The organism is Pseudorhodoplanes sinuspersici, assembly GCF_002119765.1.
Lineage (GTDB): Bacteria > Pseudomonadota > Alphaproteobacteria > Rhizobiales > Xanthobacteraceae > Pseudorhodoplanes > Pseudorhodoplanes sinuspersici.
Map to the genome: position 1 here is coordinate 2516961 of NZ_CP021112.1, position 26375 is coordinate 2543335.

General features: G+C 61.3%; 26 protein-coding genes and 1 tRNA gene. 18 read left to right on the top strand and 9 right to left on the bottom strand.

The window, feature by feature from the left end:
- Positions 1-84: 84 nt before the first annotated feature.
- Positions 85-161: transfer RNA gene (locus CAK95_RS12210), tRNA-Arg, on the top strand.
- A gap of 260 nt (positions 162-421) precedes the next feature.
- Here the strand turns inward: CAK95_RS12210 and CAK95_RS12215 are convergent.
- The 6 genes from CAK95_RS12215 to CAK95_RS12240 are packed head-to-tail and all read right to left on the bottom strand — an operon-like array spanning position 422 to position 6087.
- On the bottom strand, positions 422-1378 hold the full coding sequence (locus CAK95_RS12215; RefSeq protein WP_086088166.1) for a D-2-hydroxyacid dehydrogenase family protein: 957 nt from the start codon (positions 1376-1378) through the stop codon (positions 422-424).
- Between the two features lies 1 nt (position 1379).
- Entirely contained in the window at positions 1380-2138 is a 759-nt protein-coding gene (locus CAK95_RS12220; RefSeq protein WP_086088167.1) for an ABC transporter ATP-binding protein, read from the bottom strand.
- A 4-nt stretch (positions 2139-2142) separates the two neighbouring features.
- The gene (locus CAK95_RS12225) at positions 2143-3348 is read right to left on the bottom strand and encodes an ABC transporter substrate-binding protein (protein WP_086088168.1); all 1206 of its coding nucleotides are present in this window, start codon (positions 3346-3348) and stop codon (positions 2143-2145) included.
- A 47-nt stretch (positions 3349-3395) separates the two neighbouring features.
- Positions 3396-4436 carry a branched-chain amino acid ABC transporter permease gene (locus tag CAK95_RS12230; protein ID WP_086088169.1) on the bottom strand — a complete coding sequence of 347 codons (1041 nt, stop codon included), beginning with the start codon at positions 4434-4436 and terminating at the stop codon, positions 3396-3398.
- Positions 4436-5323, bottom strand: coding sequence for a branched-chain amino acid ABC transporter permease (locus tag CAK95_RS12235; protein WP_086088170.1), 888 nt, complete (start codon positions 5321-5323; stop codon positions 4436-4438). The genes CAK95_RS12230 and CAK95_RS12235 overlap by 1 nt, the downstream gene beginning before the upstream one ends.
- A complete protein-coding gene (locus CAK95_RS12240) occupies positions 5320-6087 on the bottom strand; it encodes an ABC transporter ATP-binding protein (protein WP_086088171.1) in 768 nt (255 codons plus the stop codon). Before CAK95_RS12240 ends, CAK95_RS12235 begins: the two co-directional genes overlap by 4 nt.
- A gap of 192 nt (positions 6088-6279) precedes the next feature.
- Between CAK95_RS12240 and CAK95_RS12245 the strand changes: the two genes are divergently transcribed.
- The gene (locus tag CAK95_RS12245; RefSeq protein WP_198343833.1) at positions 6280-7161 is read left to right on the top strand and encodes an MBL fold metallo-hydrolase; all 882 of its coding nucleotides are present in this window, start codon (positions 6280-6282) and stop codon (positions 7159-7161) included.
- Positions 7162-7173: 12 nt separating this feature from the next.
- Here the strand turns inward: CAK95_RS12245 and CAK95_RS12250 are convergent, their stop codons facing one another.
- Complete coding sequence (locus CAK95_RS12250; protein ID WP_198343834.1) at positions 7174-8082, bottom strand: LysR family transcriptional regulator; 909 nt, start codon at positions 8080-8082, stop codon at positions 7174-7176.
- Between the two features lie 191 nt (positions 8083-8273).
- On the opposite strand from CAK95_RS12250, the gene CAK95_RS12255 reads away from it, so the two are divergent.
- The 16 genes from CAK95_RS12255 to CAK95_RS12325 all read left to right on the top strand — a co-directional run bounded on the left by CAK95_RS12255 (position 8274) and on the right by CAK95_RS12325 (position 23774).
- A complete protein-coding gene (locus CAK95_RS12255; RefSeq protein ID WP_086088174.1) occupies positions 8274-8732 on the top strand; it encodes a hypothetical protein in 459 nt (152 codons plus the stop codon).
- Positions 8729-9184: a MaoC family dehydratase gene (locus CAK95_RS12260; RefSeq protein ID WP_086088175.1), complete on the top strand. Its 456-nt coding sequence runs from the start codon at positions 8729-8731 to the stop codon at positions 9182-9184. Before CAK95_RS12255 ends, CAK95_RS12260 begins: the two co-directional genes overlap by 4 nt.
- Positions 9174-10412, top strand: coding sequence for a CaiB/BaiF CoA transferase family protein (locus CAK95_RS12265; RefSeq protein ID WP_086088176.1), 1239 nt, complete (start codon positions 9174-9176; stop codon positions 10410-10412). The genes CAK95_RS12260 and CAK95_RS12265 overlap by 11 nt, the downstream gene beginning before the upstream one ends.
- Positions 10412-11176: a carboxymuconolactone decarboxylase family protein gene (locus tag CAK95_RS12270; RefSeq protein ID WP_086088177.1), complete on the top strand. Its 765-nt coding sequence runs from the start codon at positions 10412-10414 to the stop codon at positions 11174-11176. The genes CAK95_RS12265 and CAK95_RS12270 overlap by 1 nt, the downstream gene beginning before the upstream one ends.
- Positions 11177-11314: 138 nt before the next feature.
- On the top strand, positions 11315-12088 hold the full coding sequence (locus CAK95_RS12275; protein WP_086088178.1) for an enoyl-CoA hydratase/isomerase family protein: 774 nt from the start codon (positions 11315-11317) through the stop codon (positions 12086-12088).
- A gap of 28 nt (positions 12089-12116) precedes the next feature.
- Positions 12117-13727 carry a GMC family oxidoreductase gene (locus CAK95_RS12280; RefSeq protein ID WP_086091370.1) on the top strand — a complete coding sequence of 537 codons (1611 nt, stop codon included), beginning with the start codon at positions 12117-12119 and terminating at the stop codon, positions 13725-13727.
- 664 nt (positions 13728-14391) lie between these two features.
- Complete coding sequence (locus tag CAK95_RS12285) at positions 14392-15318, top strand: LysR family transcriptional regulator (protein ID WP_086091371.1); 927 nt, start codon at positions 14392-14394, stop codon at positions 15316-15318.
- A 153-nt stretch (positions 15319-15471) separates the two neighbouring features.
- Complete coding sequence (locus CAK95_RS12290) at positions 15472-15945, top strand: formate dehydrogenase subunit gamma (protein WP_086091372.1); 474 nt, start codon at positions 15472-15474, stop codon at positions 15943-15945.
- Positions 15942-17501 carry a formate dehydrogenase beta subunit gene (locus CAK95_RS12295; protein WP_086088179.1) on the top strand — a complete coding sequence of 520 codons (1560 nt, stop codon included), beginning with the start codon at positions 15942-15944 and terminating at the stop codon, positions 17499-17501. The genes CAK95_RS12290 and CAK95_RS12295 overlap by 4 nt, the downstream gene beginning before the upstream one ends.
- Before the next feature lie 10 nt (positions 17502-17511).
- Positions 17512-20388: a formate dehydrogenase subunit alpha gene (fdhF, locus tag CAK95_RS12300; protein WP_086088180.1), complete on the top strand. Its 2877-nt coding sequence runs from the start codon at positions 17512-17514 to the stop codon at positions 20386-20388.
- A gap of 5 nt (positions 20389-20393) precedes the next feature.
- Positions 20394-21227 (top strand): formate dehydrogenase accessory sulfurtransferase FdhD, encoded by an 834-nt coding sequence (gene fdhD, locus CAK95_RS12305; protein WP_086088181.1) that lies wholly within the window; start codon positions 20394-20396, stop codon positions 21225-21227.
- Positions 21217-21462, top strand: a complete 246-nt coding sequence (locus CAK95_RS12310) for a formate dehydrogenase subunit delta (RefSeq protein WP_086088182.1) — start codon at positions 21217-21219, stop codon at positions 21460-21462. The genes fdhD and CAK95_RS12310 overlap by 11 nt, the downstream gene beginning before the upstream one ends.
- Before the next feature lie 70 nt (positions 21463-21532).
- Positions 21533-21700 (top strand): helix-turn-helix domain-containing protein, encoded by a 168-nt coding sequence (locus tag CAK95_RS29955; protein ID WP_245303731.1) that lies wholly within the window; start codon positions 21533-21535, stop codon positions 21698-21700.
- Positions 21701-21732: 32 nt separating this feature from the next.
- On the top strand, positions 21733-22422 hold the full coding sequence (locus CAK95_RS12315; RefSeq protein WP_245303732.1) for a substrate-binding domain-containing protein: 690 nt from the start codon (positions 21733-21735) through the stop codon (positions 22420-22422).
- 111 nt (positions 22423-22533) lie between these two features.
- Positions 22534-22740 (top strand): hypothetical protein, encoded by a 207-nt coding sequence (locus CAK95_RS12320; protein ID WP_183044250.1) that lies wholly within the window; start codon positions 22534-22536, stop codon positions 22738-22740.
- A 338-nt stretch (positions 22741-23078) separates the two neighbouring features.
- Positions 23079-23774 (top strand): GntR family transcriptional regulator, encoded by a 696-nt coding sequence (locus CAK95_RS12325; protein ID WP_245303846.1) that lies wholly within the window; start codon positions 23079-23081, stop codon positions 23772-23774.
- A 103-nt stretch (positions 23775-23877) separates the two neighbouring features.
- On the opposite strand, the gene CAK95_RS12330 is transcribed toward CAK95_RS12325, so the two are convergent.
- Entirely contained in the window at positions 23878-24858 is a 981-nt protein-coding gene (locus tag CAK95_RS12330) for a Bug family tripartite tricarboxylate transporter substrate binding protein (RefSeq protein WP_157699605.1), read from the bottom strand.
- 158 nt (positions 24859-25016) lie between these two features.
- Positions 25017-26375: an amidase gene (locus CAK95_RS12335; protein ID WP_086088185.1), complete on the bottom strand. Its 1359-nt coding sequence runs from the start codon at positions 26373-26375 to the stop codon at positions 25017-25019.

Below are 26375 nucleotides of genomic sequence, written 5' to 3' on the forward strand. Positions count from 1 at the left end.
CGGAAAACCCTTGCCATTCCGGAGCCGGGGCGATAGCTATCCGGCCGTTGCGTTGGCCGTTCAAGCGCCTCTCTTACGCAGCACGCGCCCGTAGCTCAGCTGGATAGAGCACCAGACTACGAATCTGGGGGTCAGGAGTTCGAATCTCTTCGGGCGCGCCATTTGGTGCTCATCTGCGAACACCGCCGGCGACGACGTTCTGCTCGACAATTGCGTGTTCCAAATGGGTTTTGTCGCCAATGATGCGGACAGTCTCGTCAACAACCTCGACACTATCGAGGTCTTCCGAATAGCTGCGACCCATGCCTCACCGATTCACCTTCAAAAAAACGGTGAATCACAAAATCTGGAAAACGGAATCTGAGGATTCCGATTTTACGTCCGGCGCTTTAGCTCTTGGCTATCAAGCCGAAAAAGAGTCTCAGGCGATCACGCGGATCGGCTGTCCCGACAGCCAAGCCTCGATGTCCTCAACGACACCCGCGAAATAGGTCTGGTAACTGTTCTCGGTGACGTAGCCGAGATGCGGAGCCGCGACCACATTGGCGAGACTGCGAAAGGCGTGATCGAGCGGCAGCGGCTCTTGGTCGAAAACGTCAAGACCGGCGCCGCCAAGCCGTCCGCTCGATAATGCGGCAATTAACGCCGCCTCGTCGACGATCGGTCCGCGTGACGTGTTGAGCAGGATCGCGCCGGGCGGCAGCAGGGCGAGTTCGTCCGCCCCAATCAGGCTGCGTGTCTCCTGATTAAGTGGAATGTGGATCGAAAGCACGTCGCTACTGGCGAGCAAGGCCTGCAGCGACGGCGCATGGCCGATGCCAAGCGCGTCCGCGCGGCCCATCGCCTGGCTGCGGCTCCAGCCCTTGACCTCCATGCCAAAAGCCTTGCCATAGGTCGCGACGCGCGAGCCAAGCGTGCCGAGACCGATGATGCCGAGCCTGAGGCCGCTGAGATCGCGTCCAACCGTCAGCTGCCAGGGGCCGCCACGCCGGAGGTTCTCGACCTCGCGCGGGAGATGTCGAACGAGTGCCAGCAACAAGGCCCAGGTCATTTCGGCGGCCGAACCGGAAAAGTTCTCGGTACCGCAGACTGTAATGCCGCGCGCAGTCGCGGCGGCAGTGTCGATTGAGGAGTTACGCATCCCCGTGGTGATCAGCAGCTTGAGATTGGGCAGCCCAGCCAGGCGCGCGGCATCGAAGCGAGTGCGCTCGCGCATCGCCACGACGATGTCATAAGGCGCCAGTGCCGCCAGTAGCTCCGCCGTATCGGCGATGTGCTCGCGGAACGGTGTGAAGGCGACGCGGCCTTCGAGCCGAGCGAAATCAGCCCGGGACAGCGCGGCGTCCTGATAATCGTCGAGCAGGGCGCAGCGCAGCATGTTATGGCGTCCGTTCGGTTGCGGCGGTGCCGAGATAGCGACTCGATATCGCCTCCCGGTCCATCAACGTCGCGGTCGGACCTTCCAGCGTGATCGCGCCATTCTCGAGGACGTAACCATAGGAGCCGTGGCGCAAGGCCAGCGTCACGTTCTGTTCGACGACCAGGATCGCAAGTCCGCTCTCGCGGTTGATCCGGCCAAGGATGGCGAAGATGTCGCGTGCGACCAGCGGCGCCAGGCCAAGCGAAGCCTCGTCGACCAGCAGGAGTCGCGGTGCCCCGACCAGTGCCCGGCCGATGGCGAGCATCTGCTGCTCGCCACCGGACAGGAAGCCTGCCGGTGTCGTCCGGCGCGGCTTTAATTGCGGGAACCAGGCATAGACGTCGTCGAAATCCCGGCTCGCCCGGCGCTTTCGGCCGCTGAGCGCAAAGGTTGCGGCGGCGAGGTTTTCTTCCACCGTCATGGCCGGGAAGACGTGACGGCCCTCGCGGACATGCAGCAGGCCACGTTGCGCCAATTGGTGCGACGGGACCCCGGCGATGTCCTCGCCGAAGAAGCGGATCGTGCCGCGGCTGATCCGACCGTTCTCGAAGGGTAGGATGCCTGAGGCCGCCTTCAGCACGGTCGACTTGCCGGCGCCGTTGGCGCCGAGCAGGACGGTGAAGCCGCCCTCCGGCACCATAAGCGAGATGCCCGATAGCGCCTGCACGGAGTCGCCATAGCTGACGTCGAGCGTCGAGATGTCGAGGGTGGCCGTCATGGCGTCATTCGGTCTTCTGGAAGCCGCCGACTGGCGTCACGGTGAACTGTCCGTTTGGCCAGGAATAGCGGTAGATCACGCCATAGGGGATGCGTTGCTTCTCGAAGGAGATCGGCGTGCCGAAGATGCCGCCCGAATCCCAGTTCTTCAGCGCGTTGATCTCTGCCATCAGCGTGTCGCCGTTCAGCGGCTTGCCGGCGTCGATCGCTCTGCCGATCACCTCGCGCAGGATCATCGCGGTGGCCCAGCTCTGCATGTAGCCGATATTGGCGTAGCCGGTGTAGGGCTTGGCGGTCCAGGTCTTGAGGTAGCCGTCGATCACCTTCAGCATCGGCTCTTGGCGGTCCTTCAGTGCAAGCTCTACCGAGACAGTGCCGAGATAGCCGTCGACCGCCGCGCCGATGCCGCTGACGACGTCGGGATGCGAGCCAAAAAGCGTGCCCATGAAGGGCGCCTTGACGCCATATTCACGCGCCAGCTTGGCGATCTCGGGCCAGATGTTGCCGGCATAGCCGTGGAAGATCACATAGTCCGGCTTCGCGTTGCGAAGCTTGATCGCATGGGCGGTCACATCGACGCCGGTGAACTTGGTCTCTTCCTCGAGCACGATGTTGATGCCCATGGTCTTGGCCATGGTGCGGGCATTATCGAGCGGGTCGCGCCCGAATTCGGAGGCCGAATAGACGATCGCGACCTTTGGCGGGGTAGCCGCGCCTTGCGCCTTGATGTGCTTGAACAGCAGTCCGATCATGTCGGAATAGGTCGGCCCGACCAGGAAATGATATTTGTACTTGGCGACGTCGATCAGGTCGGAACTCGCGCCAGTATTGGCCATCAGCACCTTGTAGCGCTCGTTATTCTCGGGTGAGATCGCGCGCACGAATGGCGTGCCGTCGCCGGCCGCGAAGGTCAGATTGCCGTCGGCGGCGGCCTTCTTGAAGCCAGCGACGCCGAGTTCGACCTTGTACTCGTCGTCGTAATAGGAAGCGTCGATCTTGCGGCCTCTGATGCCGCCATTCTTGTTGATGTAGTCGATTGCGTGCTGCCAGCCGAGCTGCTGCGCCTGCCCGGTGACGGCGAGCGGGCCTGACAGGGGCACGGGGATCGAGAATTTCAGGTCCTGCGCCGCAGCCGGCGCGCTCATCAGGCAAGCCCCCAGCGCAAGCGGAGCAGCGAGCCAAAAGGTCTTGGTCATCCAGTGGGTCGTCATCGTGGTCTCCTCCTCGGGGTCTTGCCGGATGGCGCTCTGAGGCGCCTTCAGCCCTCCGGCCGGGAATCGAAGGTCTCGGTCCGCCCGAATGCTCGCTCGACCAGCCCGACCAGCCCGCGCGGCTCGAACAGCAGGAAACCGATGATCAGCGAGCCGAAAATGATCTCGCGCAAGGGCGCGATCAGGCCGGCAAGGTCGGCGCCCTTGCCGACCGCTGTCAGTCCGTATTGCAGCAGCTCCGGCATCAGGGTCATGAAGACCGCGCCCAGGATCGAGCCGAGGATCGAAGCGCGCCCACCGACGACGACTGCCGCCAGGAAGAAGACCGAGACCAACAGCGTGAACTGGTCGGGCGTAACGATGCGCAAAAAGGCGGCGCCGAGTGCGCCGGCTGCACCAGCGAAGGCGGCGCCGAGGCCGAAGGCGAGTAGCTTGGTGCGCACTACGTTGATGCCGAGCACTTCAGCTGCGTAGTCACGCTCGCGCACGGCGATGAAGGCGCGTCCGATGCGGGTGTGGAACAGATTCCGCGCCGCCACCAGCAGCGCCACCATGATGGCGATGGCGACGTAATAGAATCCCGTCTCGCCCATGCCGAACACATCGAGTCGAGGCAGCGACAGGCCGCGATCGCCGCCGGTCACGCTCGTCCATTGCTGGAAGATGAAGTAGAGCGAGTATTGTGCCGCCAGCGTTGCGATGGCGAGATAGACGCCCTTGATCCTGAGCGCGGGAATGCCGAAGACAAGCCCGACGGCGAAGGCCGCGAGCGCCCCGCCTGCAACATTGACCAGCAGCGGTGTGCCCAGATGCAACCACATCAGGCCGCTGACATAAGCGCCGACGCCGAGAAAAGCGGAATGGCCGATCGACAGCAGGCCGGCATAACCGACGGTGAGGTTCAGGCCGACGGTCGCGATGATGTTGATCGCGATGAGCGAGGCCATGTAGACGAAATAAACTCCCGCGAAGGCGGGAAAGAACACCAATCCCAAGCCGAGCATTAGCCACAGACCAAGCTGGACGCGCGGCGAGATCCGCAGACCGAGGCTCGCGGGCGCGGAAAGGGTCGTGCTTGCGCTGGCCATCAGATGCGCTCGATCCGGTTTTCGCCGAACAGCCCGGTCGGTTTCACCACCATGACCAGCAGGACGACGAGATAGGGCAAGAAATTCTGCCAGGCGGCGCCGAGATAGGCCCCGACAAGTGTCTCCATCCAGCCGATCAGGAGGCCAGCGATGCAGGCGCCGCCGACGCTGGTCATACCGGCGAGCATGACGACGGCGAGCACGTTGAACGCGACGAGGCCGAGCTGCGGCGTCACCCCATTGACCGATCCCGCGATGATGCCCGATGCGGCGGCGAGCATGCCGGCGAGGATCCAGGTCAACGAGAACACGCCCCGGATGTTGATGCCGAGCCCTTCGGCCGTGACCTGGTCGGAGGAGGTTGCGCGGATCGCCAGGCCTGCGCGCGAGAAGCGATAATAGGCGACGAAGCCCGCCGCGATCAGGCTGACGCCGACGAAGCCCCAGGCAAGCTTGCCGGGGATCAGCAGTTCGCCGATGAAGATCGGCTTGCGCGGCAGGATCTCGGAGAGCTGGAGCACGTTCGGTCCCCAAAGCAGCGCCGCAACGCCGCGGATGATCGAGCCGACACCGAGCGTCACCATCACCAGCACGACGGCGGGCCGGCCGAGCAGGTGTCGCAACAGGCCGCGCTCGATTGCAAGCGCCAGTACCGCGGAGCCGGCGAACGCCGCCGCAAGCCCTGCCATCCAGCCGAGCCCGAGCTGCTGGTCGGCCATGAAGAACAGATAGGCGCCGAACATCATCATCTCGCCCATGGCGAAATTGAAGACGCTGCTCGACTTGAAGATGATCACGAAGCCAAGCGCAGCCAGCACATAGATGCTGCCCGAGGCGATGCCGATGATGCTGTATTCGATAAACTGGAGCACGCTCTGATCGCTCATGCTGCGCCAAGATAGGCTTCGATCACGTCTGGATGCCGGCGCACCATGGCGACGTCGCCGGCGGCGATGACCTTGCCGAAATTCAGCACGACGACATGGTCGGACAGCCCCATCACCGCCTCCATGTCGTGGTCGATCAACAGGGTGGTAACGCCACCCGTGCGCATGAAGCTGCGGATCGCCTCGGCCATGCGGCGCTTTTCAGGTGGCGGCATTCCTGCGAAAGGTTCGTCCAGCATCAGCAGTCGTGGCCGCATCACCATGGCGCGCGCCAGTTCGAGCCGCTTCTGCTGGCCATAGGGCAGTCCTGCGACCGGCCTGTCACGAATCTCGGCAAGCCCGAGTGGCTCAAGAATCTCTTCGTCGATGCGGCGCGTCAGCGCGGCCTCTTCGCCTGCCGCCGGCCCCAGGAAGACGCTGGCGCTGAGCAGGTTTGCCCGGAGGTCGGCATGGGCGCCGAGCTTAATGTTCTCCAGGACGCTCAATCCCTGGAACAGAGCGATGTTCTGAAAGGTGCGGGCGATCCCCATGCGGGCTCGGGCATTGCTTGGTGTCGCCAGGAGGTCGTGTCCATCATAACGGGCCGTGCCAGCATTGGCCCGGTAGAAGCCGGAAATGACGTTGAACAGGCTGGTCTTGCCCGCACCGTTTGGGCCGATCACGGCCGTGACGCTATGCTCGCGCACCGACGCCGAGACGTCCGACAGCGCCTGGATGCCGCCAAAGCCCAGGGTAATTCCCTCAAGTGTCAGCAAATCCCGCATACGCCGGCGCCCATCCCCCCGAAACTCCGAATCGGCGCTGATCCGCGACCCGTGTCATTGAAGCGGAACGCTAACGGCATGGCGGGGGTACCAAAATGAGAAAGAAGCGCAAAGCATCATTGTGCCATGTGCAACGCTGCTGCCCGCGCGGCGCTGTACCCTCCACACAAGCAACATCGGGAGAACGATAGAATGATTAGAGTCGGCGATTTCGAGATCACGCGGATCGAGGAGATGGTGCTGGCCGAACCGGCCGCTACCTTCGCCGGCTTCGACGCGGCTGCGCTCTCTCAGCACCGCCATTGGCTGGTGCCGGACTATTTCGACGAGGCCGCAAATGCCTTCGTCACCTCGATCCATGTCTGGCTGGTCAAGACCCCAACGCTGACGATTTTGGTCGATACCGGTGGTGGTAATGACAAGCAGCGTCCCGCCTCGCCCCGCTTCCACCAGCGCCAGGCCCCCTTCCTGGACAAGCTTGCCAAGGCCGGCGTTACGCCCGAGTCTGTCGACATGGTCATTCTGACCCATCTCCATGTCGACCATGTCGGCTGGAATACGCAACTGGTCGACGGGCGCTGGCAGCCGACCTTTCCACGTGCGGCCTATGTCATGTCGAAGAGCGAGGTCGCCTGTCGCGATCCTAAGGCCGGAGCTGCCGACCAGCCCCCGGCCTTGCATCAGCCTTTCATCGACAGCGTCGAACCGATCCTGGAGGCCGGTCTCGCGCGTCTTGTCGACGGTGACGAGACCCTGGCCGAGGGCATCGATCTGATGCCGGTCCCCGGTCATGCACCGGGCCAGATGGCAGTGCGCCTGCGCTCGCGCGGCGAGGAGGCCGTGTTTATCGCCGATGTCATGCATCAGCCGATCCAGGTTCCTATGCCTGAGATCAACAGCAAATATTGCGAGAATCAGGACCTTGCGAGGGCGACCCGGGCGCGCATCCTTGCCTATGCGGCCGACACCGGCGCGATCATTCTGCCCGGCCATTTTGGTCGGCCCTACGGCGGAACAGTCGAGCGCGATGGAGCGGGAAAGTATCGCTTCCGCCCGCTTGCAACGATGCCATAAGCGATTTCGGCTTTAGGCCAGTCGCTCTCGGAAGACCGAGACGAGGTGGTCAACGAAGAGTTTGACCTTCGTCGTCGCCTGTCTTGTCTTCTGGTAGACGGCATAGACGCCATTCTCGAATTCGATATGGCTGACTTGATGCTCGGGGAAGAGCCGCACGAGCTCCCCGCTTGCCAGTTCGTCCTGGATGGACCAGTCCGGCATCAGCCCGACCCCGAGCCCGGCCTTGATCATGCGCAACAGGCTCTGGCCATTATCGGTCCGGAAACTGCCATCGACCGGGACCTCGAGGACCCGGTCGTCATCGCTGCGGAAACGCCAGACCGTCTGTCCGAGGTTGACCCGATAGGTCAGACAGTTATGTGCGGCGAGATCGCCCGGCTGCAGTACTGGCGGATGACTGGCGATATAGCTTGGCGCGGCGCAGACGATGCGGGCGCTCGATGTCAACTTGCGGGCGATCAGCGAGGAATCGACGAGTTTACCGATGCGGATATCGACGTCGAAGTTCTGCTCGACCAGCGCCACGACACCGTTCGAGAGCGCTAGATCTACCGTGATATCGGGATAGCGTGCCAGAAAGGCGGGCAAGGCAGGCACGATGACATGCTCGCCCACCAGCATGCGCGAATGCACCCGCAGGACGCCGCGTGGGGCGGCTTGCATCTGGGCGACGCTGTCGTTGGCCTCGGCGAGGTGCTGCAGGATCTGCTCGACCTGCCGGAAATAAGTCTCGCCTGCCTCGGTCAGCGCGAGCTTGCGGCTGCTGCGGTTGAGCAGCTTTGCATCGAGTTGGGTCTCCAGCGCTGTCATGTGGCGCGAAACCGATGCCGGCGAATAGCCGAGATTGCGCCCCGCCGCCGACAGGCTGCCACTATGCACGACACTGACGAACAGCTTCAGCGTTCGGACCCATTCCACGCGCGGTCCCTCCATTTTTTGCAAAGCTGTAAGGCATGGCGGGCCATGCCGCAATGAAGATGCAAAGATAGCTGCCCACCCGCCCCCACGTGGCAGCTTTGCGAATCCGGAAAGCATGCTCTCCGCCGGCCGACGATTCCGCTTGTCGGACGCCCTTGCTAGGACTGCCCAACCTTACGGAGGAGGCGCACTTGGCAGTCGGCCGTTATGTGAGCGATCTGGATACGGGCGATGTGCTCGGGCCGGTGGAGTATGTGCTCAGCCCGTTCGTGATCCGGGAATATGCGCATGCCAACGAGATGCATCACCCATTCTTCCAGGGGTTGCGCGAAGGGCTCGTCATGCCGCCGACGCTGATCCATCTCGACAAGCTGCGACTCTACAACCACGCCTGTCCAGCCGGCACCGGACCGGATGCGCGCATCCACTATGAGTACGACTGCACCATGCATGAGCCGGTGAGGGTCGGTGCGCGCCTCTCTGTCGGCGGCCGCGTCACGCAGCGCTTCACCAAGCGCGGACGCGACATGATGATCATCGAGATGGAACTGCACGATATTTCTAACGGGCACCTTCTGGTCAGCTACCGCGACACCGTGCTGCTGGCTTACGCCCAGAAGGACGTTGCGAAAGAGGCCGCCGCATCATGACCGGACCCCGTCTCCCTTTGCAGCCCGGTACCGAGATTCGCACCGCACCACGTCCGATGACGCGCGAGCGCATGCGTTGGTATGTCGATGCACAGCCAACCATCGGCGCCGATGACGGCCGCATCCACACTCAGCCGCCGACCATCCATGACGACGACGCTTATGCCCGTAAGAACGGGCTGCCCGGCATCATCGCCGACGGCATGATCTCGACCAACTGGATCCAGGGCCTGCTCTGCGATCTGTTCGGTGAGGCCGTCGCCAGCCGCAGCCGCCTGCGAACAAAATATATCGCACCGATCTACGAGGATCAGATCGTGATCGCGGCGGTCCGAGTGACTTCGGTCGCGCAGGCCGTGGCCGGCGTGACAAGCTACGCGCTCGATGTCTGGTGTGAGGACGATGCCGGCAAGAAGCTCACGGTCGGAGAGGCACTGGTTCATGTCGCCTAGGCCGGGTGCGCTCGATGGCATTCGCGTGCTTGATTTCTCCCGCGTTTTTGCGGGGCCGGATTCGACCCAGATCCTGGGGGATTTTGGCGCCGACGTGATCAAGGTCGAGGAGCCGACGCGCGGCGACGATGCGCGCTATTTCGGCGCGACCCAAGATGAGCTTGCGGCCTTCGGAGGCATCAGCCCGTCCTTCCTCGCCTTCAATCGCAACAAGCTGTCGCTTGCGCTCGATCTCGGCTGCGAGGCGGGGCGCAGTGTCGCCCGCCGGATCGCTGCCAATGTCGATGTCGTGCTGAATAATTTCCGGCCTGGCGCGATGGCGAAATGGGGCCTCGGCTATGACGACCTGAAAGCGCTCAATCCGCGCCTGGTCTACGCGACCTTCTATGCCTATGGCGCGGAAGGGCCGCTCGCCGATTTTGGAGCCAATGACTTGGCGCTTCAGGCCCATTCAGGGCTGATGAGCATCACCGGCGATGCCGACCGGCCGCCGGTGCGCTGTGGCACCGCGGCGATTGATCTGCATGCCAGCCTCGGCCTGGTCAGCGCGATTTCGCTGGCGCTGTTCCACCGTGAGCGGACCGGCGTGGGCCAGGAGGTCGATACTTCGCTGCTGCTCTCTTCGGCCCATCTGATGAACTATTTTTACGCAGACTACTGGATTAGCGGGAATACCCATGGCCGGATGGGGACCGCCAACCATCTCAGCGTTCCGAATCAGGCCTTTCCGGCCTCCGACGGCATGGTCATCATCATCGCGCCCAATGACGAGATGTGGCTGCGTTGCGCTCGCGCGCTAGATGCCGCTGCTCTCGATCGGCCGGAATTCCTGCACTCCAGCGCCCGGCTCTCGCGCCGGCACGAGGTTGTTGCGGCATTGAGCGCGGTGACGTCGAGACTAAGCTGTGCCGAAATCGTTGCGCGGCTTGGCGCCGTCAAAGTCAACGTCGCCAAGGTCAACGATATCGGTGAGGCAGCCGACCATCCGCAATTGGCCGCGGTCGGCGGCGTTGTCAGTTACGAGCGCCATGGCAAGCGGATTAAGGCAGTAGGCTCACCGTTCCGCATGGCGGCGACACCGGGCAGCGTCCGCCGCCCCGCCCCCGAGATCGGCGAGCACACCGACGAAGTGCTGGCGCAGTTCGGTTTGAGCGAGGCGGAAATCGCTGACTACCGGCAAGGCGGCGCTTTCGGGAGAATCGCCGGCGCGCCGAGAGAGCCGTCGTGATGCTTACTCCCCCGCTCCAGTCGCTCAAAGACGAGATCATCGGCCTGCGCGGCTACTGGCACCGCTTCCACGAAGGGTTGATCGCCTGGTCGCCACCCTTTCTCAAGGCCTATCTCGCCTTCCAATCGGCGCCGTGGCGCTCCGGCGCCCTCGAACCCATGGTGCGCGAATTCATCTACATAGCCGTCGATGGCGCGGTGACGCATCTCTATGCAAGCGGCCTGCGCCGTCACATGGACGATGCGCTGCGGCTCGGCGCAACCCGCGACGAGATCCTGCAGGTCATCCTGCTCACCGCCAGTGCCGCCGCCCATTCGACACATGAACTCGGCTTCTCGATCCTGGCTGAGGAGATGCCGGACGCAGTTGCCCCCAAACCCGACCGGAGGCACGCCGCGCTGCGCGAAGATTACCGTGCCGCGACCGGCTCATGGCCCGCTGTCGGAGATGCCGTGCTCGCGCTGGCTCCGGAGTTTGCCGAGGGGTTTCTTGGCTACCGGCAGGCGGCGTGGCAAGCCGGCCCCTTGCCGAATAAGACCAAGGCGCTTGTCCTGCTCGCTTTTCATGCCTCGCCGACATTGCTGAATCGCGAGGGTGCGCGCCATTACATGCGGGAGGCAATCCGCTTCGGCGCCAGTGCCGCCGAGATCTCCGAGGTGTTGCAACTCGCCAGTGCGATCGCCGTCCATACCTGCACCTATGCGGTGCCGGCGTTGATGGATGCTGTGGCCGAGTTCGAGGCCAGAGCCGCAGCTGGCGCCTGAGTGGCCTTGTGCATCTTGCAAAGGTGCTTTGCGTTCACTCGGCGCAGAGCCTGCTTGCTGATTGGTGGCCATCAGCGTTTGTCTTCTGCCGATGCGCCAACGCGCATGCCAGTTCTCTGATCGATAGAAAGTGCCCCGATGCCGTTCCAGAACTTCAAGGTCGAGGTCGCCGACTTCATCGCAATCGTGACTTTCGATCGCCCGCCCGTGAACGCACAGAATCGGGAGGCGCGTGAGGAGGCGATCACGGTCTTTGATCAGCTCAGTGATCGCGACGATGTCCGGGTCGTGGTGCTGACCGGCGCGGGAAAGACCTTCTCGGCCGGTGCGGATGTCAAGGAACGCGTCGGCATGGTGCAGGAGCCGGGGGATTATCTTCGACATAACCGGCTGACGCGCGAGTTCTTCTATGCCGTGGCGGACTGCACCAAGCCCGTGATAGCGGCGGTCAACGGGCCCGCCATCGGCGCTGGGCTTGCCTTGATGTTGGCTTGCGACATCATGCTGATGTCGGACACTGCCTATGGCGTGATGCCGGAGGTCGATGTTGGGCTTTCGGGTGGACAGAGCTTCATCATGGAGCATCTGTCTAAGTCGAAGGCGCGCTGGATGTATTTCACAGGGGCCAAAGTGCCGGCCCAGGAGTTCTATCGGCTTGGCATCGTCGAGCAGATTCTGCCGACTGAGGCATTGCTGCCGGCGGCCCTGGACATTGCCCGCATTATCGCGGCCAAAAGCCCGGTGGCGGTTCAGGCAGCCAAGCGCGGCTTCAATACGGTTGCCGAGATGCCGGTGCGGGAAGGCTATCGCTACGAGCAGTCGATCACGGTCGCACTCTCGCACAGTGAGGATGCGAGGGAGGCACAGAGGGCCTTTGTCGAGAAGCGCAAGCCCGTGTTCACGGGGCGGTGACTTGCGCAAGATTACAGATGCCGTGGCCATGAAAGCTGAAACATTTGACTATGTCATTGTCGGAGCGGGGTCCGCTGGTTGTGTGCTGGCCAATCGACTGACGGCGCATACGGCGGACTCTGTGTGCCTGCTCGAAGGCGGCGGGCGCGACAACTGGATCTGGTTTCATATTCCGGTCGGCTACTTGTTCGCGATCGGCAATCCACGCTCGGATTGGATGTTCAGGACCGAGCCGGTGCCGGGGCTGAATGGCCGCGCGCTCAACTATCCACGCGGCAAGGTGATCGGCGGGTGTTCAGCAATCAACGCGATGATCTACATGCGCGGCCAGCGTGAGGATTACGATCGCTGGCAACAGCTTGGTCTTGTCGGCTGGGGTTGGGACGATGTGAAGCCGTTCTTCCTCAAACAGGAAGACCACTTTCTCGGTGCAAGCGAACATCATGGCAGCGGTGGCGAATGGCGGGTCGATCAGCCGCGCATGCGCTGGGACATTCTGGATGCCTTTGCGGATGCAGCAGTTGAAAGCGGTATTCCGCGTACCGGGGATTTCAATACAGGCGACAATGAAGGCATCGACTACTTCCAGGTCAATCAGAAGAACGGCCGGCGTTGGTCGGCAGCGCACGGTTTTTTGCGCCCTGCATTGCAACGGTCCAATTTGAATCTGGAAACCGGTGCGCTCGCCACCAGGATTCTGTTTGAAGACGGGCGCGCTGTTGGCGTCGAATTCCTGCAGAACGGCGAGAAGAGACAAGTTCGAGCGCGACGCGAGGTGATCCTCTCGGCCGGAGCGGTCGCAACGCCAAAGTTATTGCAGCTATCGGGAATTGGCCCGGGCGGTTTGCTGCAGCAGCACGATATCGAGGTACTGCGCGATTTGCCGGGTGTGGGAACGAATTTGCAGGACCACTTGCAATTGCGGCCAATCTACAAGGTTGAAAGCGTCCGCACGCTAAACGAGCAATACAGATCGTTTCTTCGCAAGGCGCTGATGGCGTTCGATTATGGCCTGCGCCGGCGCGGCCCTTTGACCATGGCACCCTCGCAACTCGGCGCTTTCACGCGGTCGTCGGCAGAATATGAAACCCCAAACCTACAGTTTCATGTGCAGCCGTTATCGCTCGACAAGTTCGGCGACGATCCGCATCCGTTCCCGGCGTTTACGGCCAGCATCTGCAATCTCCGGCCAACAAGCCGGGGAACAGTTGAAATCCGTAGTGTCGATCCCGCCGCTGCGCCGGCGATTCAGCCCAACTATCTGTCGACCTTTGAGGATCGGCGTGTAGCCGTCGATGCATTACGTCTGGTCCGGCGTGTCGTATCAGCACCGTCATTGCAGAAATTCAGACCGCAGGAATACAAGCCGGGCGCGCATCTCACGAGTGATGATGAGCTTTTGAACGCTGCTGTGGATGTCGGGACAACGATCTTTCATCCCGTTGGTACCGCAAAAATGGGTGCTGAGGATGATCCTATGGCGGTGCTGGATGGTCGCTTGAACGTTCGTGGTATATCCGGATTGCGTGTTGTGGACGCATCGGTGATGCCAACGATCACCAGCGGAAACACGAATTCGCCGACGATGATGATCGCGGAGAAGGCTGCCGCGATGATCCGCGAAGATCGCAGCGCCTGATGAAGCAGGACCATTAGAGTATCGCGGCTCCAACCTGCGCCAGAGACGACCACCCGAGAGGCGGGAGCCCATGTCAACGCAGAAACCTCAATATCCTTCATAGTGTTGAGAATCTAAATTATAGATATATTTCAATAACATAGATGTTCGCAATTTTATTCCGACCGGCGCGCCACTCATTGACTTGATAAACAATCTGTTTCGTGATCGAGCGCGACAGTGGCCGCAGACTAAAAAATCCATTTAGTCTGCGGAAATTTCCAAAGATTTCTTGCAGCGGTCACGCTCGAGGATCGCAGCCTGCAAGCCGCCGCTCCCGATGCAATAAGATCGGCGCCACTTCTGCAAGATGTCGAGACGCGGCGGCGTGCCAAGCTCCGTCAAATCGATGTGCTGTTGCGCAGGGGCGGACGATCGGTCAAGCCTGCAAGGAAACCGAGATAGCGGAGCAGAGCTACAACCGGTGGCGCAATGAGTACGGAGGCTTGGAGATCGAGCAGGCCAAACGCTTCAGGCGGCTTGGTCGCTCATGTCATAGCCAAACCCTATGGGACTCGGATCGCAAGCATAATAGCCACCGCCAATTGATCGATAGCCGTTGGAGCCTTGCTACATAGCGTCTGTCGTAGCTTATGCGTGACCGAAGCTGGTAATGCTCTTCGGTATGATCGAAAAACTCGAATATCTCATCGCGCTGGCTCGTGAACGCCATTTTGGCCGGGCTGCTGAAGTCTGTGGTGTCAGTCAGCCGACATTGTCGATCGCTATCAGGACCCTTGAGGATTCGTTCGGGGTGCTTCTGGTGCAGCGGGGTGGGGCGCGGTTTCGCGGCTTCACGCCGGAGGGCGAGCGTGTTCTCGAGTGGGCCCGCCGCATCGTTGCCGATACCCGGGCGATGCATCAGGAGGTCGATGCGCTCAAGCGCGGCCTCTCGGGACACCTGCGGATCGCCGCCATTCCTACTGCCCTTGCGATGAGCGCGATGCTGACGACGCCTTACCGCGCGAAGCATCCCGATGTGAAATTCAGCATTCTCTCGCAAACCTCGATCGAGGTGCTGGGCATGATCGACAATCTCGAAGTCGATGCCGGCATCACCTATCTCGACAACGAACCCTTGGGGCGCGTCAGCACGGTGCCCTTATACGAGGAGGAATACAGGCTTCTGACCTCGCCGAGCGGCGCGCTTGGCAATCGCGATCAGGTCACCTGGGCTGAGGTCGGCAAGGTGCCGCTCTGTCTTTTGACGCCAGCCATGCAAAACCGGCGGATCATTGATCGTCTGCTGCGCGCGGCCGGTGTCGAGCCATTGCCGACACTCGAATCCAATTCCATGATTGTGCTGTTTGCTCATGTGCGCACCGGGCAATGGGCCAGCATCATGCCAGCCAAGCTCGCTGATACGCTCGGTTTGACCGATAGCATTCGCTCTATTCCGATCGTCGAGCCGGCTGCCACACATGCCGTGGGATTGGTTATTCCTGAGCGCGAAGTCACGACACCATTAATCGGTGCGTTGATCACCGAAGCGCGGCAGCTTGCAGGCGTGTTGTCGAAGCCGTCTTTACAAAATGGGGTTTTCGTCCACTGAGCGGCAATGTTTACATTCTTCAATCGATTGATTGCTGGCGGCTATAATTGCCGCCAATTATGTTTCCCAATCGATCCATTGTGCCCACGGCATTGATTAAGCGGAGCTTTCATCTAGTTTTTCTGCATTCTGATCTGCAGAAGAGTGGAAGCCGTGCCTTTATTCGAACCTTGGAATGTCGATCGCGCCTCGGCGATCATTGCGGAGTTCAGGGATCGCGAAGGGCCGATGCTGCCGATCCTGCATGCATTTCAGGACACATTCGGGTGTATCCCTGAAGACGCCGCGCCGCTGATTGCTGATAAGCTCAATCTATCGCGCGCCGAAGTGCATGGCGTCATCACCTTCTATCATGACTTCCGGCGCAAGCCCGCAGGTCAGCATGTTCTGAAAGTCTGCCGGGCTGAAGCCTGTCAGTCGATGGGGTGCGATGCGCTGATCGCGCGTGCTGAGACGAAGCTCGGTGTGTCGCTGGGTGAAACGACGGCAGACGGGCGCGTGACGTTCGAATCTGTCTATTGTCTCGGCCTTTGTGCAACAGCGCCGTCAGCGATGCTGGATGGCCGCGTGGTCGGCCGCCTCAATGAAAGACGGATCGATGCGCTCCTTGCGGAGGTGCAGCGATGAGCATTCGTGTCTTCATCCCGCGTGATGCGGGCGCCATTGCGGTCGGAGCTGACGAGGTCGTTGTGGCGCTGGAGAAGGCTGCAAAAAGGCGCGGTCTTTCGATCGAGATCGTGCGCAACGGATCGCGCGGTTTGTACTGGCTTGAGCCGATGGTGGAAATCGCGACCGGCAGAGGTCGCATCGCTTATGGCCCGGTGGATGCGGGCGATATCGATGAGCTCCTCGATGCCGGCATGCTGGACGGCGGCGCACATCGTCTCTGCCTTGGGATCACCGACGATATTCCCTGGCTGAAGCGGCAGACCCGTCTCACGTTTGCGCGCTGTGGTGTTATCGATCCGGTCTCGCTCGACGACTACCGCGCGCATGGCGGCTATCGCGGGCTCGAGCGTGCGTTGACGATTGGTCCGGAAGCCTCTGTCGAGGAAGTCTTCCAGTCCGGTCTGCGCGGGCGCGGTGGCGCCGGCTTTCCGACCGGCATCAAGTGGCGCACGGTGGCGCAGACCATCGCGCCGCAGAAATACATCGTCTGCAATGCCGACGAAGGCGACAGCGGCACCTTCGCCGATCGCATGATCATGGAAGGCGATCCGTTCGTGCTGATCGAAGGCATGACGATTGCCGGCATCGCCGTTGGCGCCACCAAGGGCTATATCTATTGCCGCTCGGAATATCCGCTGGCGATCGCGGTGATGAATGACGCGATCCGTGCCGCCCGCAGCAACGGGATGCTGGGCGCGTCGGTCTGCGGCTCCGATTATATGTTCGATCTCGAAGTTCGGTCGGGCGCCGGCGCTTATGTTTGCGGTGAGGAAACCTCGCTGCTGGAGAGCCTCGAAGGCAAGCGCGCGCTCGTTCGCGCCAAGCCGCCGCTGCCGGCGCATCAGGGTCTGTTCGGCAAGCCGACCGTCATCAACAATGTGCTGTCGCTCGCCACCGTGCCGATCGTTCTTGATAAGGGGCCGGAGTTTTACAAGGATTTCGGCATGGGCCGTTCGCGCGGCACGATGCCGATCCAGCTCGCTGGCAATATCAAACATGGCGGCCTGTTCGAGGTGGCCTTCGGCATCACGCTCGGCGAACTGGTCGAGGAAATCGGCGGCGGCACCGCCAGCGGCCGTCCGGTGCGCGCGGTGCAGGTCGGTGGTCCGCTCGGCGCCTATTTCCCGCCGTCGCTGTTCGACACCCCGTTCGATTACGAAGCCTTTGCCGCGCGCGATGGCCTGATCGGTCATGGCGGCATCGTCGTATTCGACGATCAGGTCGATATGGCCAGGCAGGCGCGGTTCGCGATGGAATTCTGCGCGATCGAATCCTGCGGCAAGTGCACGCCCTGTCGTCTCGGTTCGACGCGCGGCGTCGAGACCATCGACCGGATCATCAAGAATGAGAAGCGCGCTGAAAATCTCGTCGTGCTGGAAGACCTTTGCAACACCATGAAGTTTGGGTCGCTGTGTGCGCTGGGTGGGTTCACGCCTTATCCAGTCATGTCAGCGCTCACCCATTTCCCTGAAGATTTTGGCGCAGCCCCCACACGTCCGGAAGCTGCGGAATAGGAGAGGCCCGATGTCGCTCGTTCATGAGATTGATTACGGCACGCCCCGCTCGAAGTCGGAAAAGATGATCGAACTGACCATCGACGGTCAGACCATAGCGGTGCCGGAAGGCACCTCGATCATGCGCGCGGCGATGGAGATGGGCACACAGATCCCCAAGCTCTGCGCTACCGATATGCTGGACGCTTATGGCTCCTGCCGCCTGTGCCTGGTCGAGATCGAAGGCCGCCCCGGCACGCCCGCCTCCTGCACCACGCCGGTGATGCCCGGCATGGTGGTGAAGACGCAGACCCAGCGCCTGCAGCAGCTGCGCAAGGGCGTGATGGAGCTTTACATCTCCGACCATCCGCTCGACTGCCTGACCTGTTCGGCCAATGGCGATTGCGAATTGCAGGACATGGCCGGCGCGGTCGGCCTGCGCGATGTGCGCTATGGCTATGACGGCGAGAACCACGTCTTCCCGAAGCAGGATGGCGTCGCCAACGAGAACTGGCTCGCCAAGGACGAGAGCAATCCGTATTTCACCTACGATCCGTCCAAATGCATCGTCTGCATGCGCTGCGTGCGCGCCTGCGAGGACGTGCAGGGCACCTTCGCGCTGACGATTTCCGGCCGTGGTTTTGAGAGCCGCGTGTCGGCCGGCATGAATGAAAGCTTCCTCGGTTCGGAATGCGTGTCCTGCGGCGCCTGCGTGCAGGCCTGCCCGACCGCGACTCTGAACGAGAAGAAGGTGATCGAGGTCGGCGCGCCGGAACATTCGGTCGTCACCACCTGCGCCTATTGCGGCGTCGGCTGCGCCTTCAAGGCGGAGATGCGCGGCGAAGAACTGATCCGCATGGTGCCTTACAAGGACGGCGAGGCCAATCGTGGCCATTCCTGCGTCAAGGGCCGCTTTGCGTGGGGCTATGCCACCCACCGCGAGCGCATCCTCAATCCGATGATCCGCTCCAGCATCCATGAGCCGTGGCGCGAAGTGAGCTGGGACGAGGCGATCAATTACGCCGCCTCCGAGTTTAAGCGCATCCAGGGCCAGTACGGCAAGAATTCCGTCGGCGGCATCACCTCGTCACGCTGCACCAACGAAGAAACATTCCTCGTGCAGAAGCTGATCCGCGCCGCCTTCGGCAACAACAATGTCGATACCTGCGCGCGCGTATGCCATTCGCCGACCGGCTATGGCCTCGGTCAGACCTACGGCACCTCGGCCGGAACGCAGAATTTCGACTCGGTCGAGGAGACCGATGTGGCGCTGATCATCGGCGCCAATCCGGCTTCCGCGCATCCGGTCTTTGCATCGCGCTTGAAAAAGCGGTTGCGGCAGGGTGCAAAGCTGATCGTGATCGATCCGCGCCGCACCGAGATGGTGAAGTCGGCGCATATCGAGGCAGCTCAGCATCTCGCTTTGCTGCCGGGCACCAACGTCGCGGTCGTCACATCGCTCGCGCATGTGATCGTGACCGAGGGCCTCTACAACGAGGCCTTCATCCGCGAGCGTTGCAACTGGGAAGAATTCCAGCATTGGGCCGAATTCGTCGCCGATCAGCGCCACAGCCCGGAGGAAGTCTCGAAAGTCTCGGGCGTCCCCGCGCAGACCATCCGCGATGCCGCGCGCCTTTATGCGACCGGCGGCAATGCCTCGATCTATTACGGCCTCGGCGTCACCGAACACAGCCAGGGCTCGACCACGGTGATGGCGATCGCCAATCTCGCCATGTGCACCGGCAATCTCGGCCGTCCCGGCGTCGGCGTGAACCCGCTGCGCGGCCAGAACAACGTGCAGGGTGCGTGCGACATGGGCTCGTTCCCGCATGAACTGGCGGGCTATCGGCACATCTCGCTCGACGAGCCGCGCCAGCTGTTCGAGATGGATTGGGGCGTGTCGCTCGACAAGGAGCCGGGCCTGCGCATTCCGAATATGCTCGATGCTGCCGTCGATGGCACCTTCAAGGGCATCTACATCCAGGGCGAGGACATCCTGCAATCTGACCCCGACACCAAGCATGTGTCGGCCGGCCTTGAAGCAATGGAATGCGTCGTCGTGCAGGATCTGTTCCTGAACGAGACCGCGCGCTTCGCCCATGTGTTCCTGCCGGGCTCGACCTTCCTCGAAAAGGACGGCACCTTCACCAATGCCGAACGCCGCATCCAGCGCGTGCGCAAGGTGATGTCGCCCAAGAACGGCTATGGCGATTGGGAGATCACGCTGATGCTCTCCAAGGCGCTCGGCTATGAAATGCAATACGACCATCCCTCGCAGATCATGGACGAGATCGCACGGCTGACGCCGGGCTTTGCCAATGTCTCCTACGAGATGCTGGACGAGCGCGGTTCGGTGCAATGGCCGTGCAATGACAAGGCGCCGGAAGGCTCGCCGATCATGCATGTGAACGGCTTCGTACGCGGCAAGGGTAAGTTCATCATCACCGAATATGTGGCGACCGATGAACGCACCGGCCCGCGCTTCCCGCTGCTGCTCACCACCGGCCGCATCCTGTCGCAATACAATGTCGGCGCACAGACACGTCGCACCGAGAATTCGATGTGGCATGCCGAGGACGTGCTGGAAATCCATCCGCATGATGCCGAGCAGCGCGGCGTGCGTGATGGCGACTGGATCAAGCTGAGAAGCCGTGCCGGCGAAACCACCTTGCGCGCGCAGATCACCGATCGCGTGTCGCCGGGCGTCGTCTACACGACCTTCCATCACCCGGACACGCAGGCCAACGTCATCACCACCGACTTCTCGGACTGGGCGACCAATTGTCCGGAATACAAGGTGACGGCGGTGCAGGTGACGCCGTCCAACGGCCCGTCGGACTGGCAGCGAGAATATGAGGAATTCTCGCGGCAGAGCCGCCGTATCGCTCCGATGGAAGCCGCTGAGTAGGGCGAATGGTCCCGTCTTTTTCAATCGTTCCCCGCAAGTCGTGGCGTGCTGAGGCGGCGCGTCCCGGCATGACGAACGGGATGCGGGGAATTCCGGAAGAGACGGCCATTGTCTTGACCTACAACGGCGGTTCGCATGCGGTGATGATGGCTTCGCCGCAGGATCTGACAGACTTCGCGTATGGGTTCAGTCTTCACGAAGGTATCGTGACGAGACACGAAGACATCGCCAAACTCGACATCGTCGAACATGCCGAAGGTATCGAATTGCGGATGTGGCTGAGTGAGGACCATTCGCAAAAGCTAAACGAACGGCGGCGGCATATCGCCGGGCCGACCGGCTGCGGGTTATGCGGGCTGGAAAGTCTGTCCGATGCGATGCGGCCTGCGCCTTTCGTGTCGGGCAGCGGCTTTGTCATGTCGCCGCGCCAGATCATGCAGGTCCTGTCCGCCATGCCGCGCCTGCAGAACCTCAATCTGCAGACTCGTGCCGTTCACGCAGCGGCCTTCTGGGAGCCGTCGGCTGGTCTTGTCGCCTTGCGTGAGGATGTCGGCCGTCACAATGCGCTCGACAAGCTTGGCGGCGCTTTGGCTCGCATGGGGCGCTCCGGCAGCGGCGGCGCAGTGTTCGTCACCAGCCGTGTGTCGGTCGAAATGATCCAGAAGAGCACGGTGATCGGTGCGCCGGTCATCGTCGCCATGTCGGCGCCAACAGCGCTCGCCGTGCGGACCGCGGAGGCAGCCGGGATCACGCTGGTGGCCGTCGCCCGTGATGATGGATTTGAAGTCTTTACTCACCCTGTGCGTATCGAAGAGGATGTTGCCGCCCATGTCGCTTGATCAGCCGCATGACAAGTCGTCCGAGAAACTGGTTTATATGGCCAACCAGATCGGCAATTTTTTCGTCAGTCAGGGAGCGGATGAAGCTGTTGCGGGCACCGCTGAGCACATCAGGAAGTTCTGGGATCCACGCATGCGATCGACGATTTTCGCACATCTCGACAAGGGCGGTGCAGGGCTCGAGCCGCATGTGCGCGAAGCCCTGGTCAGATTGAAGGATACAGCCTCGACCTGAGGCGCTGCCTTGCCAAATCCCGTTCTGTTTGCAAAATACGGAAGTTACGCGCAATGGCGCAGGATTTTGCATGCAGCTATTCACGACCAGCGAGGCGGCCGAGTATCTCCGGATCAAGGAGCGGAAACTGTACGAGCTGGTCGCCGAGAACGCGATCCTCTGCACGAAGACGACCGGAAAGTGGTTGTTTCCCCAGACCGAGTTGGATCGCTGGATCGCTGGATCGCTGATAGCCTGACCCGGCCTGAGCGCATGAAGCGGACGGAGCCCATGCCGATTGTCGGTGGAAGTCACGATCCGCTTCTTGAATGGGCCTTGCGGGAAAGCGGCAGTGGTCTTGCCAGCCTGCCCGAAGGGAGCGCGGCGGGTCTTCAACGTTTTGTCGACGGAATGCCGTTGGCCGCTGCCATTCATCTGCATGCCATCGACGCCGACAGCGATGAAAATGTCGCAACGATGAAGAGCCTTTCGGTACTCCATGATTCCGTACTGATTGCCTTCGCGCGGCGTGAACAGGGGATCGTGGTTGCTGACGGAAATCCGCTAGGCTTTCGATCGATCTGCGATCTCGCGAACAAGCGCGTGCGGGTGGCGGTGCGGCCGGCGGGCGCAGGCGCCCAGTTGCTGCTGGAATCGCTGCTGACGCGCGAGGGCCTGGACGTCGGCAAGCTCAATATCGTTTCTCCACCCTGTTCAACAGGACCCGATATTGCGCAAGCGATCCGAAACGGTTGGGCCGATTGTGGCATCGCGACGCGGAGCGTCGCCAATGCAGCAGGCCTCGGCTTCGTGTCTCTGGTCTGGGAACGGTTCGACCTTGTTGTGAGGCAGCGCGATTATTTTCGGCCACCGCTGCAAACGTTTTTCTCTTTCCTGAAAACGCCGGCCATGCAGCAGCGAGCCGACGACTGCGGCGGCTATGATATTTCCGGCGCGGGACGGATCAGATTTGCGCCGTAACTGCGTGCTGGGCGGCGGCGATTGTGCTGGTTTGAATGCCTCCAAGCTATTGATGTTGCAAGAAAATATTTGAAGCTTTAAATGCGGCGTCGTTAGTTAGAGTTTTCAGGCGTGACGTATTCCACCATCTTCGACAGCGACGATCTGCTCAATCGCGCGATTGAAGCTCATTATACGGAGATAAAGTCCGCAGTCCGCCAGCGCGGTCATTCGAAAAGCGCCGCGGCCGATATCGTCCATGACCTCTATATCAAGCTGGCGGAAAGCCCGATGTCTTGCGCGATGAAGCGGCTAGCCTTGCTCCGTTTTATGCAATAAAATCGCTGTGTTATTCGACTTTAGGCGGGTCGCCGAATGAACCTGGGTATCCCGAGGAGATTTCGAAAAGCGCGCCGCTTTGATGTATCAGATGATCAAGACGTCGCCTCAGTGTCCGTTGGCCGGTTCTCGCATACGAGCTTGCGGGCAGGCGCGCGGACGACACTATTCGTCCTTTGAACGCGCCTTGTCGCCCGATTTGAACCGCGTCTTGGACGTTGATTTGGCAGGATCCACAAACGATGCGACGGAATGCTGCGCAAGGTATGCCGGGTAAGCCGGCAACCAAGAAAGCGCGCCCGAAATCGACAAGAAAAGCCTCGATCGCCACCTTGAGCATGCCGCTCAAGGAGCGCGCCTATCAACTCATCAAACATCGCATCCTCACCTGTGCATTCAAGCCGGGCGAGAATTTGAACGAGGCTGCCGTCGCCGACATGCTCAAACTTGGACGCACGCCCGTAAACCAGGCCTTCGACAGGCTAAGGTTGGAAGCTCTTGTCGATGTCATCCCGCGCAAAGGTATCGTCGTCCGGCATATTCATTTCGACGAAGTGCTGCAGATCAGTGAAGCCCGAATACTCAATGAAGCCTATGCGATACGTCTCGCCGCCGAGCGAGCAAGCACGGCCGAAATTTCCGCCATGCGCGAGATCCTTGCCGAAGCCGCACACCTCAACGGTGACATCGAACGCTTCATCATGCTGGATCGCGAATTCCACATGATGATTGCCAACGCCGCGCGAAACGAAGTGCTGTCCGATATCCTCCTCAATTTGAACGAAAGGTCACTCCGGCTCTGGTCCATCTCTCTTGCGGACGAGGAGCACAAGAAGAGTGTGAACACGGAGCACCACGAGATATTTCTTGCTCTCTGCCATCGCGATGCCAGTGCGGCCGAAGAAGCGATGCGTCGTCACATCGATTCCTTCCGGCTGACCATCCTGAAGAAATTGTCCGATCTTCAGAGCGATCTCGGGCAGATGCGCGAATCGTCTGCCGCTCAAAGGAAATCACTTTCGCTCCAGAAATAAAATCCGCGGCTGCGACAGGCCGGCGGAAAGGTTCCTCATGCAAAATTTCGCCTGCGCCGATGCTTCGGCGCAGGCGAACAATCGTCGTTGGAGTAATCTGATCTTAGGGAATCCGTGCGCGGGATTGCTTGACGATATTTTGCATCCGCGCGGACTCCTGAGCAATGAAAGCCTTGAACGCGTCGGGCTTATCGGCAATCACCGTCAGACCAAGGCTCTCGAGGCGGGACGTTACCTGCGGGTCGCGCAATGCATCGACAAAAGCTTTGTTCAGCTTCTCGACGATCTCTTTGGGAGTCGCCGCGGGAGCAACGAAGCCGTACCAGATGCCAGCCTCCAGATCCGGAGAGCCAGCCTGCGGAGACGCAGGCACGTCGGGAAGCTGCGGGCTCGGCGTCTTAGCCGTGACGACGATCGGCTTCAGCGTGCCACCGCGAACCTGCTGAACGACGTTCGACAGGTTATCGCAGATCATCGATACACGATCGCCCAATACGTCCTGAAGGGCCGGCGCGGGACCCTGATAGGGAATGTGAACGATATCGACGCCTTCGAGCACCTTCAGAGCCTCACCACAGATATGACTGGTGCTTCCGTTGCCGGCCGATGCAAACGACAGTTTGCCGGGCTCCGCTTTCGCCAGCGCTACCAGTTCCTTCAGAGTGCTTGCTTTCACCGAAGGATTGACGACGATCATATTCGGTGTCGACGCGGCATTGACGATCGGCGCGAAATCCTTCTCTGGAAAATATGTGGGCTTTTCGTAGATCCACTGATTGATCGCGAGCACGCCGGTCGTCGCCATCAAAAGCGTATAGCCATCGGGCGCGGATGACGCGACCCGCATCGCGCCGATCGAACCATTGGCACCGCCGCGGTTTTCGACAACGACCGGAACGCCAAGCGACTTCGACATCAATGGCCCGAGCAACCGTGGGATCATGTCGCTCGTGCTGCCGGCCGGAAACGGGACAACGATTGTAATCGGCTTGTCCGGGTAACCGGTCGCATGCACAGGCGAGGCTGCGAGAGCGATCAGTGAGGCTGCAAGAGCAGGAATGAGTGTCTTCAACTTCATGTTCATGGATATATCCCTCGAGGAGTTGATCATTCGGAGCCGGCTTCTCCAAATGTCGGCTGATGTCGTGAACAACCGAAGATCTTTTGCGGTCAACGCTTCCCTTGACGTCCTTCCTAGTTTTCAAACGCGACTGAATGGCTGAACGCCATCGACTGACGGTGCTAGCCACCCCTCTGCGCAACAATCGGCTCCAGCAACGCCGCCATCGACAACACATGCCGATCGGCGTCGGCCGCTGCCGCCAGCATGAGGCCAACGGGGGCCTCACCTTGCTTGTGGACCGGCAGCGAAATGGCACAGCCGTCCATCATGTTGATCAGGGTGCAGTTGCGCAGCGACAGCAGGTTGGCGCGACCATAGGCTTCATCCGATTGAAGATCGGCGATGTGTGGCGGCGTCAGCGCGACGGTTGGCAATACGATTGCATCGTAGGACGCGATGCGACGTGTCGCGCGCTCGATCAGCGATGCCCTGGCCGCCAAGAGGTCGATGTAATCGGCGGCACTCTGTTCCGTGCCGCGCTCGATGCGGATTGATACACGCGGATCGTAGCTATCCCGCTGTTTCGACAGCAGCCGGCGATGCCACGCGTAGCTTTCCGCCGCAGTGAATCCGCCTTTGGCGTTGATGGTCGCGACTTCGTCAAATTCCGGAACCGGAACGTGATCGATCCGAACGCCCTTGGCCATGAGCCGATGCAAAGCCGCGTCAAACGCCGATGCCACTTCGTCATCGAGATCGGTCAGCGCAACGCCAACCGGCACGGCCAGATGTAAAACGTCGATCTTCCGGGACAGCATTGGCCCGACCGGGGTATCTGACAGGACCGAATCCATGATCGCGCAACAGCCGACCGTGCGTGCGATCGGGCCGATGGAGTCGAGGTGAGACGACAGCGGCAATGCGCCACGCAAGGAAACGCGGCGTGCCGTCGGCTTGAAGCCGACCAGACCGGTAAAGGCCGCAGGGATTCGACAGGAACCGCCGGTATCGGTGCCGAGCGCAGCATGCGCCATGCCATCGGTCACGGAGATGGCGGCACCTGATGACGAGCCCCCAGGGACATGTCCCCGGTCGCGCCGCCATGGATTGAGTGGCGTGCCGTAATGTGGATTGATGCCAAGACCCGAATAGGCAAATTCGGTCATGTTGGTGCGGCCGATCACCACAAAGCCGGCACGCCGAAGGCGTGCAACGGCGGTGGCATCCGCCGAAGCGGGCGGCGCATCGCGCAGGACCATCGATCCGGCGCAGGTGACCTGTCCTTCGATATCGAACAGATCCTTCACCGAAACCGGAATGCCGGCGTAGCAAGACAACGGCGCACCCGCCTGGCGCAATCGGTCCATCGCATCGGCAGCCATCCGGGCCGCTTCGCTGTCGAGATGCGTGAAGACGCGAGATCCCTCACCCGCATCGTCCGTCGCCCGCGCCAGACACTCTTCGACCAGCGCACGCGACGTCGTGCCGCCCGATGCGAGCTCACGCGCGAGATCTTTCAGCGTCGGTCCGTCGAGCAT